This window comes from Citrobacter sp. wls829, assembly GCF_005280825.1.
Classification (GTDB): Bacteria; Pseudomonadota; Gammaproteobacteria; order Enterobacterales; family Enterobacteriaceae; genus Citrobacter; species Citrobacter gillenii.
In genome coordinates, this window is record NZ_SZWP01000042.1 from 66,569 (window position 1) to 81,584 (window position 15,016).

A 15,016-nucleotide genomic window follows, 5' to 3' on the forward strand; every position below is an offset into this window, starting at 1 on the left:
TCCTTTTTGGAGATTGATTGATGAGCAACGTACCAGCAGAACTGAAATACAGTAAAGAACACGAATGGCTGCGCAAAGAAGCAGACGGCTCTTACACCGTAGGGATCACCGAACATGCTCAGGAACTGCTGGGTGACATGGTGTTCGTTGACCTGCCAGAAGTGGGTGCCACTGTTAGCGCGGGCGACGACTGCGCGGTTGCGGAATCCGTAAAAGCGGCTTCCGATATCTATGCGCCAGTGGGCGGTGAGATTGTGGCGGTGAATGACGCGCTCAGCGACTCCCCGGAACTGGTGAACAGCGAGCCGTATACCGGCGGCTGGATCTTCAAGATCAAAGCCAGCGACGAAAGCGAGATCGAATCACTGCTGGATGCCACTGCGTACGAGGCATTACTGGAAGACGAATAAGATTGTGCCGGATGGCACTGCGTTTATCCGGCCTACGGTTTTATGTAGGCCCGGTAAGCGTCAGCACCACCGGGCAATTGAGTTAGAGACAATCACGATTCACTGCACGTTTCAGGAACCATCGCCCATGACACAGACGTTAAGCCAGCTTGAAAACAGCGGCGCTTTCATTGAACGCCATATCGGACCGGACGCCGCGCAGCAGCAAGAAATGCTGAATGCGGTTGGCGCCGAGTCGTTAAACGCGCTGATCGGCCAGATTGTGCCGAAAGACATTCAGCTCGCAACCCCGCCACAGGTGGGCGAGGCGGCGACCGAATACGCTGCGCTGGCAGAGTTAAAAGCCATCGCCGGGCGTAACAAGCGCTTCACGTCCTACATTGGCATGGGTTATACCGCCGTGCAGTTACCGCCGGTTATCCTGCGTAATATGCTGGAAAACCCGGGTTGGTACACCGCATATACGCCGTATCAACCAGAAGTCTCCCAGGGCCGTCTGGAAGCACTGCTTAACTTCCAGCAGGTGACGTTGGATCTGACCGGTCTGGATATGGCTTCCGCTTCTCTGCTGGATGAAGCCACCGCGGCTGCCGAAGCCATGGCGATGGCAAAACGCGTCAGTAAACTGAAAAACGCCAACCGCTTCTTTGTGGCGTCTGATGTTCATCCGCAAACGCTGGATGTTGTCCGTACCCGTGCGGAAACCTTCGGCTTTGATGTCATCGTTGACGACGCAGCAAAAGCGCTGGATCACCAGGATGTCTTCGGGGTGCTGCTGCAACAAGTGGGCACTACCGGTGAAGTTCACGACTACAGCGCGCTGATTGCTGAACTGAAAGCGCGTAAAGTGGTGGTCAGCGTAGCGGCCGATTTTATGGCGCTGGTTCTGCTGACTGCGCCGGGCAAACAGGGCGCGGACATTGTTTTCGGCTCCGCTCAGCGCTTTGGCGTACCGATGGGTTACGGCGGCCCGCACGCGGCATTCTTTGCTGCCAAAGACGAATTCAAACGCTCCATGCCAGGCCGTATTATCGGCGTCTCCAAAGATGCCGCAGGTAATACCGCTCTGCGCATGGCGATGCAGACTCGCGAGCAGCATATCCGCCGTGAGAAAGCGAACTCCAATATTTGTACCTCGCAGGTACTGCTGGCAAACATCGCCAGCCTGTATGCCGTTTACCACGGTCCAGTCGGACTGAAGCGCATTGCGAACCGCATCCACCGCCTGACCGATATTCTGGCCGCGGGTCTGCAACAGAAAGGGTTGAAGCTGCGTCATGCGCACTACTTTGACACCCTGTGTGTCGAAGTCGCTGATAAAGCGGCCGTGCTGGCGCGTGCCGAAGCGGCAGAAATCAACCTGCGCAGCGATATTCATAACGCCGTAGGCATTACGCTCGACGAAACCACCACCCGTGAAAATGTGGTGCAGTTGTTTAATGTTCTGCTGGGCGACAGCCACGGCCTGAACATCGATACGCTGGATAAAGACGTGGCGCTCGACAGCCGTTCTATTCAGGACAGCATGCTGCGTGATGATGCGATCCTGAGTCATCCGGTGTTCAATCGCTACCACAGCGAAACTGAGATGATGCGCTACATGCACTCGCTGGAACGTAAAGATCTGGCGCTGAATCAGGCAATGATCCCACTGGGTTCCTGCACCATGAAGCTGAACGCGGCCGCCGAGATGATCCCTATCACCTGGCCTGAATTTGCTGAACTGCACCCGTTCTGCCCACCAGAGCAGGCGGAAGGGTATCAGCAGATGATTGGTCAGCTTTCTGAGTGGCTGGTAAAACTGACCGGTTATGACGCCGTCTGCATGCAGCCGAACTCCGGCGCACAGGGTGAATATGCGGGCCTGCTGGCGATTCGTCACTATCACGAAAGCCGTAACGAAGGTCATCGCGATATCTGCCTGATCCCGGCCTCTGCTCACGGTACTAACCCAGCTTCCGCCCAGATGGCGGGAATGCAGGTGGTCGTGGTGGCCTGTGATAAAAACGGCAACATCGATCTTGGCGATCTGCGCGAAAAAGCGGCGCAGGCGGGTGAAAACCTGTCCTGCATTATGGTGACCTATCCATCCACCCACGGCGTGTACGAAGAAACGATCCGTGAAGTATGCGAAGTCGTGCATCAGTTTGGTGGCCAGGTTTACCTCGATGGCGCGAACATGAACGCTCAGGTCGGTATCACCACGCCAGGCTTTATCGGCGCGGATGTTTCACACCTCAACCTGCATAAAACCTTCTGCATTCCGCACGGCGGCGGCGGCCCGGGTATGGGGCCGATCGGCGTTAAATCGCATCTCGCACCGTTTGTGCCGGGTCACAGTGTGGTACAGATTGAAGGCATGCTCACCCGTCAGGGCGCGGTATCTGCCGCACCGTTCGGTAGCGCCTCCATTCTGCCAATCAGCTGGATGTACATCCGCATGATGGGCGCTGAAGGTCTGAAGCAGGCAAGCCAGGTGGCAATTCTTAATGCCAACTACATTGCCAGCCGTCTGAAAGATGCCTACCCGGTTCTGTATACCGGTCGCGATGGCCGTGTGGCGCACGAGTGTATTCTCGACATTCGTCCACTGAAAGAAGAGACCGGCATCAGCGAGCTGGATATTGCCAAGCGCCTGATCGACTACGGTTTCCATGCGCCAACCATGTCGTTCCCGGTAGCGGGTACGCTGATGGTGGAGCCGACGGAATCTGAAGGTAAAGTGGAATTAGATCGCTTTATTGATGCGATGCTGGCAATCCGCACAGAGATCGATCGTGTGAAAGCAGGCGAGTGGCCACTGGAAGATAACCCGCTGGTTAACGCGCCACACACCCAGAACGAGCTGGTGGCGGAGTGGAATCACGGTTACAGCCGTGAAATCGCGGTGTTCCCGGCTGGCGTGGCAAATAAATACTGGCCAACGGTGAAACGTCTTGATGACGTTTACGGTGACCGTAATCTATTCTGCTCCTGCGTGCCGATGAGCGAATATCAGTAACTTTTCCGCGTAGTAAAGTAGTGTATAGGCCGGGTAAGGCGAAGCCGCCTCCCGGCTTTTTCATATCTGGAGGTATCCATGGGAATCGCACTTGTTACTGGCGGAAGTCGCGGTATTGGGCGCGCAACCGCGCTACAGCTGGCAGAAGAGGGTTACACCGTTGCGGTTAACTTCCATCACAATATTCGTGCCGCAACCGAGGTGGTGAATCACATTGCGTCGGCAGGCGGCAAAGCATTTGCCCTGCGGGCGGATATCAGCGATGAAAGCCAGGTTGTGGCAATGTTTGAGGCGATCGACCGAGAAGGTGAACCACTGGCTGCGCTGGTGAACAATGCCGGGATTTTGTTCGAGCAGAGCACGGTAGAAAACTTTACTGCCGAACGCATCAACCGCGTAATGGCAACCAACGTTACCGGCTATTTCCTGTGTTGTCGGGAAGCGGTTAAGCGGATGTCGTTGAAGCATGGCGGTAAGGGCGGGGCGATTGTTAACGTCTCGTCAGCAGCATCAAGGCTGGGCGCTCCATTTGAATATATCGACTATGCAGCGTCGAAAGGGGCGGTAGATACGTTGACGACGGGGTTAGCGCTGGAGGTGGCGGCGCAGGGTATCCGTGTGAACGGCGTGCGTCCTGGCCTAATCTACACCGACATGCATGCGTCTGGTGGGGAGCCCGGACGGGTTGATCGCGTAAAGTCGATGTTACCGATGCAGCGTGGCGGACAACCGGAAGAAGTGGCGCAGGCTATCACCTGGCTACTGAGTGAGAAGGCGTCTTACGTAACGGGCAGTTTTCTGGAGCTGGCGGGTGGGAAGTAGCGCGTTGATTGCCGGATGGCGCATCGCTTATCGGCCTACGGGAAATTAACGTGTAGGCTGGATAAGGCGTTTACGCCGCCATCCGGCAAAAATCACAGATTTTCGCCGTTGCTGGCGATCACCTCTTTGTACCAGTTGAAGCTTTTCTTGCGTGAACGCGACATATCTCCGGTGCCATCGTCGTGCTTGTTCACGTAAATAAAGCCGTAGCGTTTACTGTACTGACCGGTTGTGAACGACACGCAGTCAATGCAGCCCCACGGTGTGTAGCCCATCAAATCTACGCCATCGTACGTTACTGCTTTCATCATCTCTTCAACGTGGGCACGTAGATAGTCGATGCGATAGTCATCGTTGATGCTGCCATCTTCTTCTACTTTGTCGTACGCACCAAAGCCGTTTTCAACGATAAACAGCGGCTTCTGATAGCGTTCGTACAGCTCACATAAGGCATAGCGCAGGCCGACGGGATCTATCTGCCAGCCCCAGTCGGAGGCTTTAACGTGTGGGTTGGGGACGCTGCCTTCGAAGCCGGAAATCGCGTCACCGCTGCCACCTTCCGCTTTTACGGCGTTGGTCATGTAGTAGCTGAATCCGAGATAGTCGCAGGTACCTTCACGCAGGATCTGTTTGTCGCCTGTTTCCATTTTGATATTGAATTCACGACGCTCCCATTCGTTCAGCACATAAGAGGGGTAATAACCGCGTAGCTGGACGTCGGTGAAGACGTAGCGTTCACGCATCGACTCCTGCGCAAACATCATATCCTCGGGTTTACAGGAGAAGGGGTACAGCGGCACCATCGCCAGCATGCAGCCGACTTTCATTTCAGGATTAATGCGCCGTGCCGCCTTCACCGCCAGCGCGCTGGCAACAAACTGGTGGTGCAGCACCTGATACAGCGTTTCTTCCGGGTTCTCATGCTCGGTGTACACCACGCCGGAACAGCAATAGCCAAACAGCGGCGCACGCCAGTTACGCTGGTTGTTGATCTCATTAAAGGTCATCCAATATTTGACCTTGTGCTTGTAGCGCTCAAAGACCACTTCGGCAAAACGAACGAAGAAATCGACCACTTTGCGGTTGGTCCAGCTACCGTACTGCTGTACCAGATGTAGCGGCATTTCGAAGTGGGAGAGGGTAATAACCGGCTCAATGTTGTACTTGAGCAGCTCGTCGAACATGTCGTCGTAAAACTTCAGCCCTTCTTCATTTGGCTGAGTTTCGTCACCTCGCGGGAAGATTCGGGTCCAGGCAATAGACGTACGGAAGCATTTGAAGCCCATTTCAGCAAACAGCTTTATGTCTTCTTTGTAATGACTGTAAAAATCGACGGCTTCGTGGTTTGGATAGTACTTGCCTGGAATGACGCTCTGGGTGATTTCGCGTGGAACACCGTGTGCGCCGCCGGTCAGCACGTCACAAATGCTTGGCCCTTTGCCGCCTTTGTTCCAGCCGCCTTCAACCTGATGCGCCGCAACCGCGCCACCCCATAAAAAATCTTTCGGTAAAGTCAGTTTTTTCATTTGCGCTCAGTCTCAAATTAATACCATTTGATTTTGAGTCTAACAAAGGAAAGTTAAATGTCACGATATAACAAAATAGGCTTAATGTGATTTGTTACATCAAAAAAACAGTTTGTTTTTTTATGCCAATTTTTTCGCCAGTTTGCGACCCAGTGACTCCAGAATATAAATTACGGGGATTTGTGTGGTTATATCATAGACCCCCGCAATGCGGGTTTGCGGCACATGCCAGGAGAGGTTAAAGTCGGCCAGTTTCGCCAGGCGTGAGTGCTCGTGGCTGGTAACCGACAACACTTTGCAGTTGTGGAGGCTAAACTGGCTGGCGAAACGCAGGATCTCCTCGGTTTCGCCGGAGACGGATAGGACAATTGCCAACGCGTTTCGGGCCATATCATTGGTCACCGGGAAATAGGGATCGTCAATATGGTTGCTGAATTTCCCGACATTTGAGAAAAATCGTGCACCATATTTAGCTAAGGCGCCGGATGTTCCCGCGCCAACGAATATAATACGCTCGGAGGACAATATAATATCAACAGCCTGATCGAGTAATGTGTCGAATTCGTCGTTATTCACGCCCTTAAAGAAGCTGATTATTTCGCTGGCACCGAAATTAGCCTGTTGCGGTTCATTCTGCTCTAAATATAATTTAAAGCGTACGCGAAACTCAGAGTAGCCCTCACAGTTAAGTTTGCGGCAAAAGCGCAGAACGGTGGTGGTTGAAACCCCTACGGCATCAGCCAGTTCGCGAATGGTCATGTACATGACTTTGTCACGGTTCTTGATGACATAGTTGTAGACCAACATCTCAAGATTATTGAGACTGGCGATGGCGGCGTGGGAGAACATACTCACAATGGCAATACTCACTCATCAGACTTCATCTACAGGGAATAATAACATGCAGCCAAATGACATCACTTTTTTTCAGCGTTTCCAGGATGACATTCTGGCCGGACGCAAGACTATCACTATTCGCGATGAGTCTGAGTCCCACTTCAAAACCGGAGACATTCTGCGGGTTGGACGCTTCGAAGATGACGGTTACTTCTGCACTATAGAAGTGGTAGGCACCTCGACCGTGACGTTGGATACGCTGAGTGAAAAACATGCTCAGCAGGAAAATATGACCCTTGATGAGCTTAAACGTGTGATTACAGAGATCTATCCAAATCAGACGCAGTTTTATGTGATTGATTTTAAATGCGTTTAATTTAAGGAATGCACTTGTTAGCTGAAAAATAAAATATAACTAATTGATTTTTATATGTTATTTATTGGTTGATATTTATTTTAGCTAACATGTGTTCACTGGAACCATTCTCAGTTACGCTAGAAGCGCAATCACGAAAGTGTTCGTTTTTTGGGAGTAAGCTATGGTTCAGAAGCCATTAATTGCGCAGGGGTATTCTCTGGCAGAGGAAATCGCCAACAGCATCAGCCACGGTATTGGGCTGGTGTTTGGGATTATCGGACTGGTGCTGTTGCTGGTTCAGGCAGTAGATACCAATGCCAGTGCTATGGCCATTACCAGCTATAGCCTGTACGGCGGCAGCATGATTTTGCTGTTCCTGGCTTCAACCCTGTATCACGCGATACCCCATCAGCGAGCGAAACTCTGGCTGAAGAAATTCGACCATTGCGCTATTTATCTGCTGATTGCCGGAACCTATACGCCATTTCTGCTGGTGGGGCTGGACTCACCGTTGGCGCGTGGCCTGATGGTGGTGATCTGGAGCCTGGCGCTGCTCGGTATTCTGTTCAAATTGACCATTGCCCACCGCTTTAAAATTTTGTCGCTGGTGACCTATCTGACCATGGGCTGGCTGTCATTGATTGTGGTGTATCAACTGGCGGTTAAACTGGCTGCTGGGGGCGTAACGCTGCTGGCGGTAGGTGGCGTGGTCTATTCACTGGGCGTCATTTTCTACGTCTGCAAACGTATCCCTTACAACCATGCAATCTGGCATGGATTCGTGCTGGGTGGCAGCGTGTGCCATTTCCTGGCCATCTATCTGTACGTGGGGCAGGCGTAATCATCATTGCCTGGTGGCGCTGCGCTTACCGGGCCTACAAAACCCTCGACCCGGTAAGGTGAAGTCGCTACCTGGCGATTTACTCTTCCAGCGAATACGGCAGCGGTACTATATGCAGCGTTTTCGCGTCGTCGCGCACGCGGAATACGCTGTCGGCTTCCATGTCGTTATTCATCACCACCTGCACCAGTACCTGACCGTCCGCCAGTTGTACTGCCGCAAGTACGGTGCCGGTTCGGCGCCAGTTCTCTCCCATTTTCAGTTCCAGGTCTTCACCCGCTTCCGGCACCCGACTGGCTGAACCTGCCAGTGTCCACAGCGCTCGTTTGTTAGCGCCGCGGAATTTCGCCCGTGCGACCATTTCCTGACCGGTATAGCAGCCTTTTTTGAAGCTGATCCCACCCAAGGCCTGCAGGTTGGTGGCCTGTGGAATGAACTGCCCGCTGTTGGCGGTATCAATTACTGCGATACCGGCTTCGATATCCAGCGCCAGCCACTGTTGGCTGTTGTTCAACTCCGCTTCACCACGCAGTTTTTCTACCAGCGTTTCCGCCGTGGCTGCATCGGTAATCAGCAGGAAGCGTTCGGCCGGGTGTTCAAACCACAATATCGTGGAAGAGCCTTCGGTAATCACCTGCTTATCGCGGGTTGGCAGTTCGCTAAAGAGATTGTCCAGCGCGGCACGCGCCTGGAATCCTGCAACGCCCAGCAGCACGCGTTCGTCGTCCGGTGCAATCACCACTTTTGAGAAGACGGCATATTTTTTCAGTTCGGTAAGCTGGGCATCGCGCAGGCTACGGCGCTCAAGCCACGCGAAGCCTTCACCCAGGCGGAAGAGGCGCAGGTTGCTCCACATTTTGCCTTTGGCATCACAGTGGGCAGCCAGCACATGCTGATGTTCGGTCAGCTGACTGACATCAGCAGTAACTTGGCCCTGAATATACTTCTCACTGTCGGTGCCGGTAATGGTCGCGAGTGCCCAGTCATCAAGCGTCATCAGCGTCAGAGGCAAACGTGTTGACGCACAAGGCTGACGAGGAGGAAAAGATGTAAAAGCCATAATAATGTCCTGATTTGCTTAACGCAGTAATAATGACTAATGGTAAAAGAGCTATGGCCCATTGCAAGCGGTTTAAACATCCTATTTGTGCCATATTTTAATCTTTGCGAGGAGACATCCATAATTGATGAACCCTTTGACTTAATGTGGTTTTATTTAGCGATCGTGCTTCCGTTTACTGATATTCCCGTAAAAGAGCGTGAAAAACACGTTACAATAGCCGGGTACTTCGTTTTCGCGAGACAGGAAGAAGAACATGGATATTAACAACAAAGCACGTATTCATTGGGCATGCCGTCGCGGTATGCGTGAGCTGGACATTTCGATCATGCCGTTTTTCGAACATGAGTATGACAACTTAAGTGATGACGAAAAGCGCATTTTTATCCGTTTGCTGGAATGTGATGACCCCGATTTATTTAACTGGTTGATGAATCACGGGAAGCCGGCTGATGCACAGCTGGAGCAAATGGTACGGCTTATCCAGACACGGAATCGGGAACGTGGTCCAGTGGCAATCTGATTTACGCGTCTCCTGGCGCGCACAGTGGATTTCGTTGCTCATTCATGGGCTAGTGGCGGTGCTTATTTTATTGATGCCATGGCCACTGAGTTACACCCCTTTATGGTTGATTTTGCTCTCTCTGGTGGTGTTCGATTGCGTGCGCAGTCAGCGCCGTATCAACGCTTGTCAGGGAGAGATTAGACTATTGATGGATGGCCGCCTGCGTTGGCAAGGGCAAGAGTGGTCGATTGTTAGCGCACCCTGGATGATAAAAACGGGCATGATGTTGCGTTTGCGGTCAAGTACAGGAAAGCGTCAGCATCTGTGGCTGGCGGCGGACAGTATGGATGATGCCGAATGGCGGGATTTGCGTCGGTTGATATTACAACCGTCAATGCAGAAATAGCGCTGACGGTAAGGTTACAGACCTTCACCGTCAGTCAGCAGATGCTCAGGACCAGTGTTCGGCCATTTCGCCAAGAATTTGCTCACACCATGCCTGGATGCGTTCATCGCTAAGATCGTACTGGTTGGTTTCATCCAGGGCAAGGCCGACAAACAGTTGCCCATCGGCAATAACAGGTTTATCGCTGGTAAATTCGTAGCCTTCTGTTGGCCAGTAACCGACAAACTTCACCCCTTTCGTGACCAGCTTGTCGTGCAGCATTCCCAGCGCATCCAGGAACCATTCACCGTAACCCAACTGATCGCCCATGCCGTAGAGAGCAACAATTTTGCCTTCCAGGTTGAGGTCATCCAACTGATCCCAGACGGCTTCCCAGTCCTCCTGGATTTCGCCGAAATCCCAGGTTGGGATACCTAAAATGAGCACGTCGTACTGCTCCATTAAGGTCGGAGAATCATCCTTGAGGTTGTGTAATGTCACCAGCTCGGGACCAAGAATATCGCGGATTTTCTCTGCTGCCATCTCGGTGTAGCACGTGCTGGAACCGTAAAAAAGACCCATGTTCATTACTAAACGTCTCAATTCTGCTGTAGCGTTGCGCGTAGTGTATCAGAATCGCCGCAATCACGGCACAATGAGGCATAATGCATCAAAAATGAGAATGAAATAAGGGGCGCGAGTGGAACAAGATCTGGCGCGCATCGAGCAATTTCTTGATGCCCTGTGGCTGGAACGCAATCTGGCGGAAAACACATTAAGTGCGTATCGTCGCGATCTAACCATGCTTGTTGAATGGCTACACCATCGCGGTGTTTCTCTGACGACGGTACAGAGCGATGACCTGCAAGCACTGCTGGCCGAGCGAATGGAGGGGGGGTATAAAGCCACCAGTTCCGCGCGTTTGTTAAGTGCAATGCGGCGATTTTTTCAACATCTCTATCGCGAGAAATTCCGCGATGATGATCCCAGCGCTTCGCTGGCTTCACCTAAGCTACCACAGCGTTTGCCAAAAGATCTCAGTGAGGCGCAGGTCGAGCGACTGCTGCAGACCCCGCTGATTGACCAGCCGCTGGAACTCCGAGACAAAGCCATGCTCGAAGTCTTATATGCCACCGGTTTGCGCGTTTCTGAGCTGGTGGGGCTGACGATGAGTGATGTCAGCCTGCGTCAGGGCGTTGTGCGGGTCATTGGTAAAGGTAATAAAGAGCGGCTGGTACCGTTGGGTGAAGAGGCTGTGTATTGGCTGGAAACCTATCTGGAGCACGGACGACCATGGTTGCTCAATGGCGTCTCCATTGATGTGCTGTTTCCCAGCCAGCGTGCGCAGCAGATGACACGCCAGACCTTCTGGCATCGAATTAAACACTATGCTGTGTTAGCGGGAATCGACAGCGAGAAGCTGTCGCCACACGTACTGCGGCATGCTTTTGCCACGCATTTGCTTAACCATGGCGCTGATTTGCGTGTGGTGCAGATGCTGCTAGGTCATAGCGATCTCTCTACCACACAAATTTATACCCATGTCGCAACGGAGCGCTTGCGTCAATTACATCAACAGCATCACCCGCGTGCGTGAGTGCTGACAGGAAAGGATAGGTTATGAAAAAAAGTTTTATGATGCTCACCCTGCTGGCGACGGCGTTTTCAGGCATGGTGCAGGCAGACGACGCGGCGATTCGTCAGTCATTAACGAAGCTGGGTGTACAAAGCACAGAAATTCAACCTGCTCCGATTGCGGGAATGAAAACTGTACTGACCAACAGCGGCGTGTTGTACGTCACCGAAGACGGCAAGCACATTATTCAGGGACCGATGTATGACGTGAGCGGTGCAAGTCCGGTTAACGTCACCAATCAACTGCTGATGAAGCAGCTGAACGCGCTGGAAAAAGAGATGATCATCTATAAAGCGCCGCAGGAAAAACACGTTATTACCATTTTCACCGACATCACCTGCGGCTATTGCCACAAGCTGCATGAAGAGATGAAAGACTACAACGCACTGGGAATTACCGTGCGTTATCTGGCCTTCCCTCGCCAGGGACTGGAAAGCCAGGCCGAGCAGGACATGAAATCCATCTGGTGTGCGTCAGATAAAAACAAAGCGTTTGATGATGCCATGGCGGGTAAAAGTGTGAAGCCGGCAACTTGTAATGTGGATATTGCTGACCATTACGCGCTGGGTGTGCAGTTTGGTGTAAGCGGCACGCCGGCGATCGTTCTGAGCAATGGCTATGTTGTTCCTGGCTATCAGGGACCGAAAGAGATGAAAGCGTTCCTCGACGCGCACCAAAAACAGACCAGCGGTAAATAATTCGCGTGAAACAACAGATACAACTTCGTCGTCGTGAAGCCGACGAGACTAGTGACCTGCCTGCCGATCTGCCGCCTCTGTTGCGTCGTTTGTACGCCAGCCGCGGTGTGCGTAGCGCGCAGGAGCTTGAGCGTAGCGTCAAAGGCATGTTGCCGTGGCAGCAATTGAGCGGTGTCGAAAAGGCGGTGGAGATCCTCTATAACGCTTTTCGTGAAGGCACCCGCATTATCGTGGTGGGGGATTTTGACGCCGATGGCGCAACCAGCACGGCGCTGAGCATTCTGGCGATGCGAGCATTGGGATGTAGCAACATTGACTACCTGGTGCCCAACCGTTTTGAAGACGGTTATGGTTTGAGCCCGGAGGTGGTGGATCAGGCACATGCCCGCGGCGCTCAGCTGATCGTCACCGTCGACAACGGCATCTCTTCCCATGCCGGCGTTGAGCATGCCAGAACGCTGGGGATCCCGGTAGTGGTTACCGATCACCACCTGCCCGGCGATACTCTGCCGGGCGCAGTGGCGATTATTAATCCTAACCTGCACGACTGTACGTTCCCGTCGAAATCACTGGCGGGCGTCGGCGTGGCTTTTTATCTGATGCTGGCTCTGCGTACTTTTCTTCGTGATAAGGGCTGGTTTGATGAGCAAGGTATCACCCCGCCAAACCTCGCAGATCTGCTTGATCTGGTTGCGCTAGGTACGGTGGCCGATGTTGTCCCGCTGGACGCTAATAACCGCATCCTGACGTGGCAAGGCTTGAGCCGTATTCGCGCAGGGAAATGTCGTCCTGGCATTAAAGCGCTGCTTGAGATTTCAAATCGCGACCCGCAGAAATTGGCCGCCAGCGATTTAGGCTTTGCACTGGGGCCACGCCTGAATGCGGCAGGCCGCCTGGATGATATGTCCGTTGGCGTGGCGCTGTTGCTGTGCGACAACATTGGCTACGCGCGGGTGCTTGCCAGTGAACTGGACGCGCTCAACCAGACGCGGAAAGAGATAGAGCAGGGCATGCAGACGGAAGCGCTGACCCTGTGCGAGAAGCTTGAGCGCAGCAGCGAGACACTGCCTGGCGGGCTGGCGATGTATCACCCCGAGTGGCATCAGGGCGTAGTAGGGATCCTGGCGTCACGCATTAAAGAGCGTTTTCACCGTCCGGTGATCGCTTTTGCACCAGCTGGAGACGGCACCCTTAAAGGGTCGGGGCGCTCGATTCAGGGCCTGCACATGCGAGATGCACTGGAGCGACTGGATACCCTTTACCCGGGCATGATCCTTAAGTTCGGCGGCCACGCCATGGCGGCAGGATTATCGCTGGAAGAAGCACAGTTTGAGTGCTTCCAGCAGCGTTTTGGTGAGCTGGTGACCGAGTGGCTCGATCCTGCCTTACTGCAGGGCGAAGTGGTCTCCGATGGCCCGCTAAGCGCGGCGGAGATGACCATGGAAGTCGCACAAATGCTGCGTGATGCAGGACCGTGGGGGCAAATGTTCCCGGAGCCGCTGTTTGACGGGCGCTTTCGCCTGCTTCAGCAGCGTCTGGTTGGCGAGCGTCATCTGAAGGTGATGGTTGAACCCGTCGACGGCGGACCGCTGCTGGACGGTATTGCGTTTAACGTTGATACCGCTATCTGGCCGGATAACGGCGTTCGTGAAGTCACGCTGGCCTATAAGCTGGATATTAACGAGTTTCGCGGCAACCGCTCATTGCAAATTATTATCGATAATATCTGGCCACTTTAGCGTCACTATATCTATAAAAAAGAGCGTGGATTGGTTACAATCCCGCTCTTATAACCGCATTTTGACTCGTCCAATAAAAGAAAACAGACCATGTTTGAAATTAATCCGGTAAATAACCGCATTCAGGACCTCACGGAACGCTCTGACGTTCTTAGGGGGTATCTTTGACTATGATGCCAAGAAAGAGCGTCTGGAAGAAGTAAACGCCGAGCTGGAACAGCCGGACGTCTGGAACGAACCCGAACGCGCGCAGGCGCTGGGCAAAGAACGTTCTTCCCTTGAGGCCATTGTCGACACGCTCGACCAAATGAGCCAGGGCCTGGAGGATGTCTCCGGCCTGTTAGAACTGGCTATAGAAGCCGACGACGAAGAAACCTTTAACGAAGCCGTTGCCGAACTCGATACGCTGGAAGAAAAGCTGGCGCAGCTGGAGTTCCGTCGTATGTTCTCCGGTGAATATGACAGCGCAGATTGCTATCTCGATATTCAGGCCGGTTCTGGCGGCACCGAAGCGCAGGACTGGGCCAGCATGCTGATGCGCATGTATCTGCGTTGGGCTGAAACACGCGGCTTTAAGACTGAAATTATTGAAGAATCTGAAGGTGAAGTGGCGGGTATTAAATCCGTGACCATCAGAATCGCTGGCGAATATGCTTACGGCTGGCTGCGTACTGAAACCGGCGTACACCGCCTGGTACGTAAGAGTCCGTTTGACTCCGGCGGTCGCCGCCATACGTCGTTCAGCTCTGCGTTTGTCTACCCGGAAGTTGACGATGACATTGATATCGAAATCAACCCGGCAGACCTGCGCATCGATGTTTACCGCGCTTCAGGTGCGGGTGGTCAGCACGTTAACCGTACAGAATCTGCGGTGCGTATTACCCATATCCCGACCGGGATTGTGACACAGTGCCAGAACGACCGTTCCCAGCACAAGAACAAAGACCAGGCCATGAAGCAGATGAAAGCGAAGCTTTATGAACTGGAAATGCAGAAGAAGAATGCCGAGAAGCAGGCGATGGAAGACACCAAGTCCGACATCGGCTGGGGTAGCCAGATTCGTTCTTATGTCCTGGATGACTCCCGCATTAAAGATCTGCGTACCGGGGTTGAAACCCGTAACACGCAGGCGGTGCTGGATGGCAGCCTGGATCAATTTATCGAAGCAAGTTTGAAAGCAGGGTTATGAGGAACCAAC

The 15,016-nt window shown here is 53.1% G+C and carries 15 protein-coding genes; 11 read left to right on the forward strand and 4 right to left on the reverse strand.

What is annotated here, in order from left to right:
- Positions 1 to 20: 20 nt before the first annotated feature.
- From gcvH to FDW88_RS05930, 3 genes are all read left to right on the forward strand, one after another.
- Positions 21 to 410, forward strand: coding sequence for a glycine cleavage system protein GcvH (gcvH, locus tag FDW88_RS05920; protein WP_045447282.1), 390 nt, complete (start codon positions 21 to 23; stop codon positions 408 to 410).
- A 127-nt stretch (positions 411 to 537) separates the two neighbouring features.
- Positions 538 to 3,411, forward strand: coding sequence for an aminomethyl-transferring glycine dehydrogenase (gene gcvP, locus FDW88_RS05925; protein WP_096755792.1), 2,874 nt, complete (start codon positions 538 to 540; stop codon positions 3,409 to 3,411).
- A gap of 78 nt (positions 3,412 to 3,489) precedes the next feature.
- Entirely contained in the window at positions 3,490 to 4,233 is a 744-nt protein-coding gene (locus tag FDW88_RS05930) for an SDR family oxidoreductase (RefSeq protein WP_117342627.1), read from the forward strand.
- Positions 4,234 to 4,325: 92 nt separating this feature from the next.
- Here FDW88_RS05930 and bglA read toward each other — a convergent pair whose 3' ends face one another.
- Both bglA and FDW88_RS05940 read right to left on the reverse strand, forming a co-directional pair.
- The gene (gene bglA, locus FDW88_RS05935) at positions 4,326 to 5,759 is read right to left on the reverse strand and encodes a 6-phospho-beta-glucosidase BglA (protein ID WP_137362203.1); all 1,434 of its coding nucleotides are present in this window, start codon (positions 5,757 to 5,759) and stop codon (positions 4,326 to 4,328) included.
- 120 nt (positions 5,760 to 5,879) lie between these two features.
- Positions 5,880 to 6,608 carry a MurR/RpiR family transcriptional regulator gene (locus FDW88_RS05940; protein WP_115259901.1) on the reverse strand — a complete coding sequence of 243 codons (729 nt, stop codon included), beginning with the start codon at positions 6,606 to 6,608 and terminating at the stop codon, positions 5,880 to 5,882.
- A 52-nt stretch (positions 6,609 to 6,660) separates the two neighbouring features.
- Between FDW88_RS05940 and yqfB the strand changes: the two genes are divergently transcribed.
- Together yqfB and FDW88_RS05950 are read left to right on the forward strand one after the other, a co-directional pair.
- Positions 6,661 to 6,972 carry a N(4)-acetylcytidine aminohydrolase gene (yqfB, locus tag FDW88_RS05945; RefSeq protein ID WP_096755795.1) on the forward strand — a complete coding sequence of 104 codons (312 nt, stop codon included), beginning with the start codon at positions 6,661 to 6,663 and terminating at the stop codon, positions 6,970 to 6,972.
- 163 nt (positions 6,973 to 7,135) lie between these two features.
- On the forward strand, positions 7,136 to 7,795 hold the full coding sequence (locus FDW88_RS05950; RefSeq protein WP_096755796.1) for a hemolysin III family protein: 660 nt from the start codon (positions 7,136 to 7,138) through the stop codon (positions 7,793 to 7,795).
- 79 nt (positions 7,796 to 7,874) lie between these two features.
- Here FDW88_RS05950 and ygfZ read toward each other — a convergent pair whose 3' ends face one another.
- On the reverse strand, positions 7,875 to 8,855 hold the full coding sequence (ygfZ, locus tag FDW88_RS05955; protein ID WP_115257540.1) for a tRNA-modifying protein YgfZ: 981 nt from the start codon (positions 8,853 to 8,855) through the stop codon (positions 7,875 to 7,877).
- A gap of 256 nt (positions 8,856 to 9,111) precedes the next feature.
- Here ygfZ and sdhE point away from each other — a divergent pair, with 256 nt between their 5' ends.
- Together sdhE and FDW88_RS05970 are read left to right on the forward strand one after the other, a co-directional pair.
- A complete protein-coding gene (gene sdhE, locus FDW88_RS05965; RefSeq protein ID WP_096755798.1) occupies positions 9,112 to 9,378 on the forward strand; it encodes an FAD assembly factor SdhE in 267 nt (88 codons plus the stop codon).
- Positions 9,359 to 9,766: a protein YgfX gene (locus FDW88_RS05970; protein ID WP_096755799.1), complete on the forward strand. Its 408-nt coding sequence runs from the start codon at positions 9,359 to 9,361 to the stop codon at positions 9,764 to 9,766. The genes sdhE and FDW88_RS05970 overlap by 20 nt, the downstream gene beginning before the upstream one ends.
- A gap of 45 nt (positions 9,767 to 9,811) precedes the next feature.
- On the opposite strand, the gene fldB is transcribed toward FDW88_RS05970, so the two are convergent.
- Positions 9,812 to 10,333: a flavodoxin FldB gene (gene fldB / locus FDW88_RS05975; RefSeq protein ID WP_096755800.1), complete on the reverse strand. Its 522-nt coding sequence runs from the start codon at positions 10,331 to 10,333 to the stop codon at positions 9,812 to 9,814.
- A 112-nt stretch (positions 10,334 to 10,445) separates the two neighbouring features.
- Between fldB and xerD the strand changes: the two genes are divergently transcribed.
- From xerD to prfB, 4 genes are all read left to right on the forward strand, one after another.
- Positions 10,446 to 11,342: a site-specific tyrosine recombinase XerD gene (gene xerD / locus FDW88_RS05980; RefSeq protein ID WP_096755801.1), complete on the forward strand. Its 897-nt coding sequence runs from the start codon at positions 10,446 to 10,448 to the stop codon at positions 11,340 to 11,342.
- A gap of 23 nt (positions 11,343 to 11,365) precedes the next feature.
- The gene (gene dsbC, locus FDW88_RS05985) at positions 11,366 to 12,079 is read left to right on the forward strand and encodes a bifunctional protein-disulfide isomerase/oxidoreductase DsbC (protein ID WP_096755802.1); all 714 of its coding nucleotides are present in this window, start codon (positions 11,366 to 11,368) and stop codon (positions 12,077 to 12,079) included.
- Positions 12,080 to 12,084: 5 nt separating this feature from the next.
- Complete coding sequence (gene recJ / locus FDW88_RS05990) at positions 12,085 to 13,818, forward strand: single-stranded-DNA-specific exonuclease RecJ (RefSeq protein ID WP_137362205.1); 1,734 nt, start codon at positions 12,085 to 12,087, stop codon at positions 13,816 to 13,818.
- A gap of 90 nt (positions 13,819 to 13,908) precedes the next feature.
- Positions 13,909 to 15,007 (forward strand): peptide chain release factor 2 gene (prfB, locus tag FDW88_RS05995; protein WP_137362206.1). Its coding sequence is split into 2 segments (ribosomal slippage): positions 13,909 to 13,983 and positions 13,985 to 15,007, totalling 1,098 coding nucleotides; the frame shifts between segments, so codons are not numbered across the junction.
- The last annotated feature ends 9 nt before the right edge of the window (positions 15,008 to 15,016 follow it).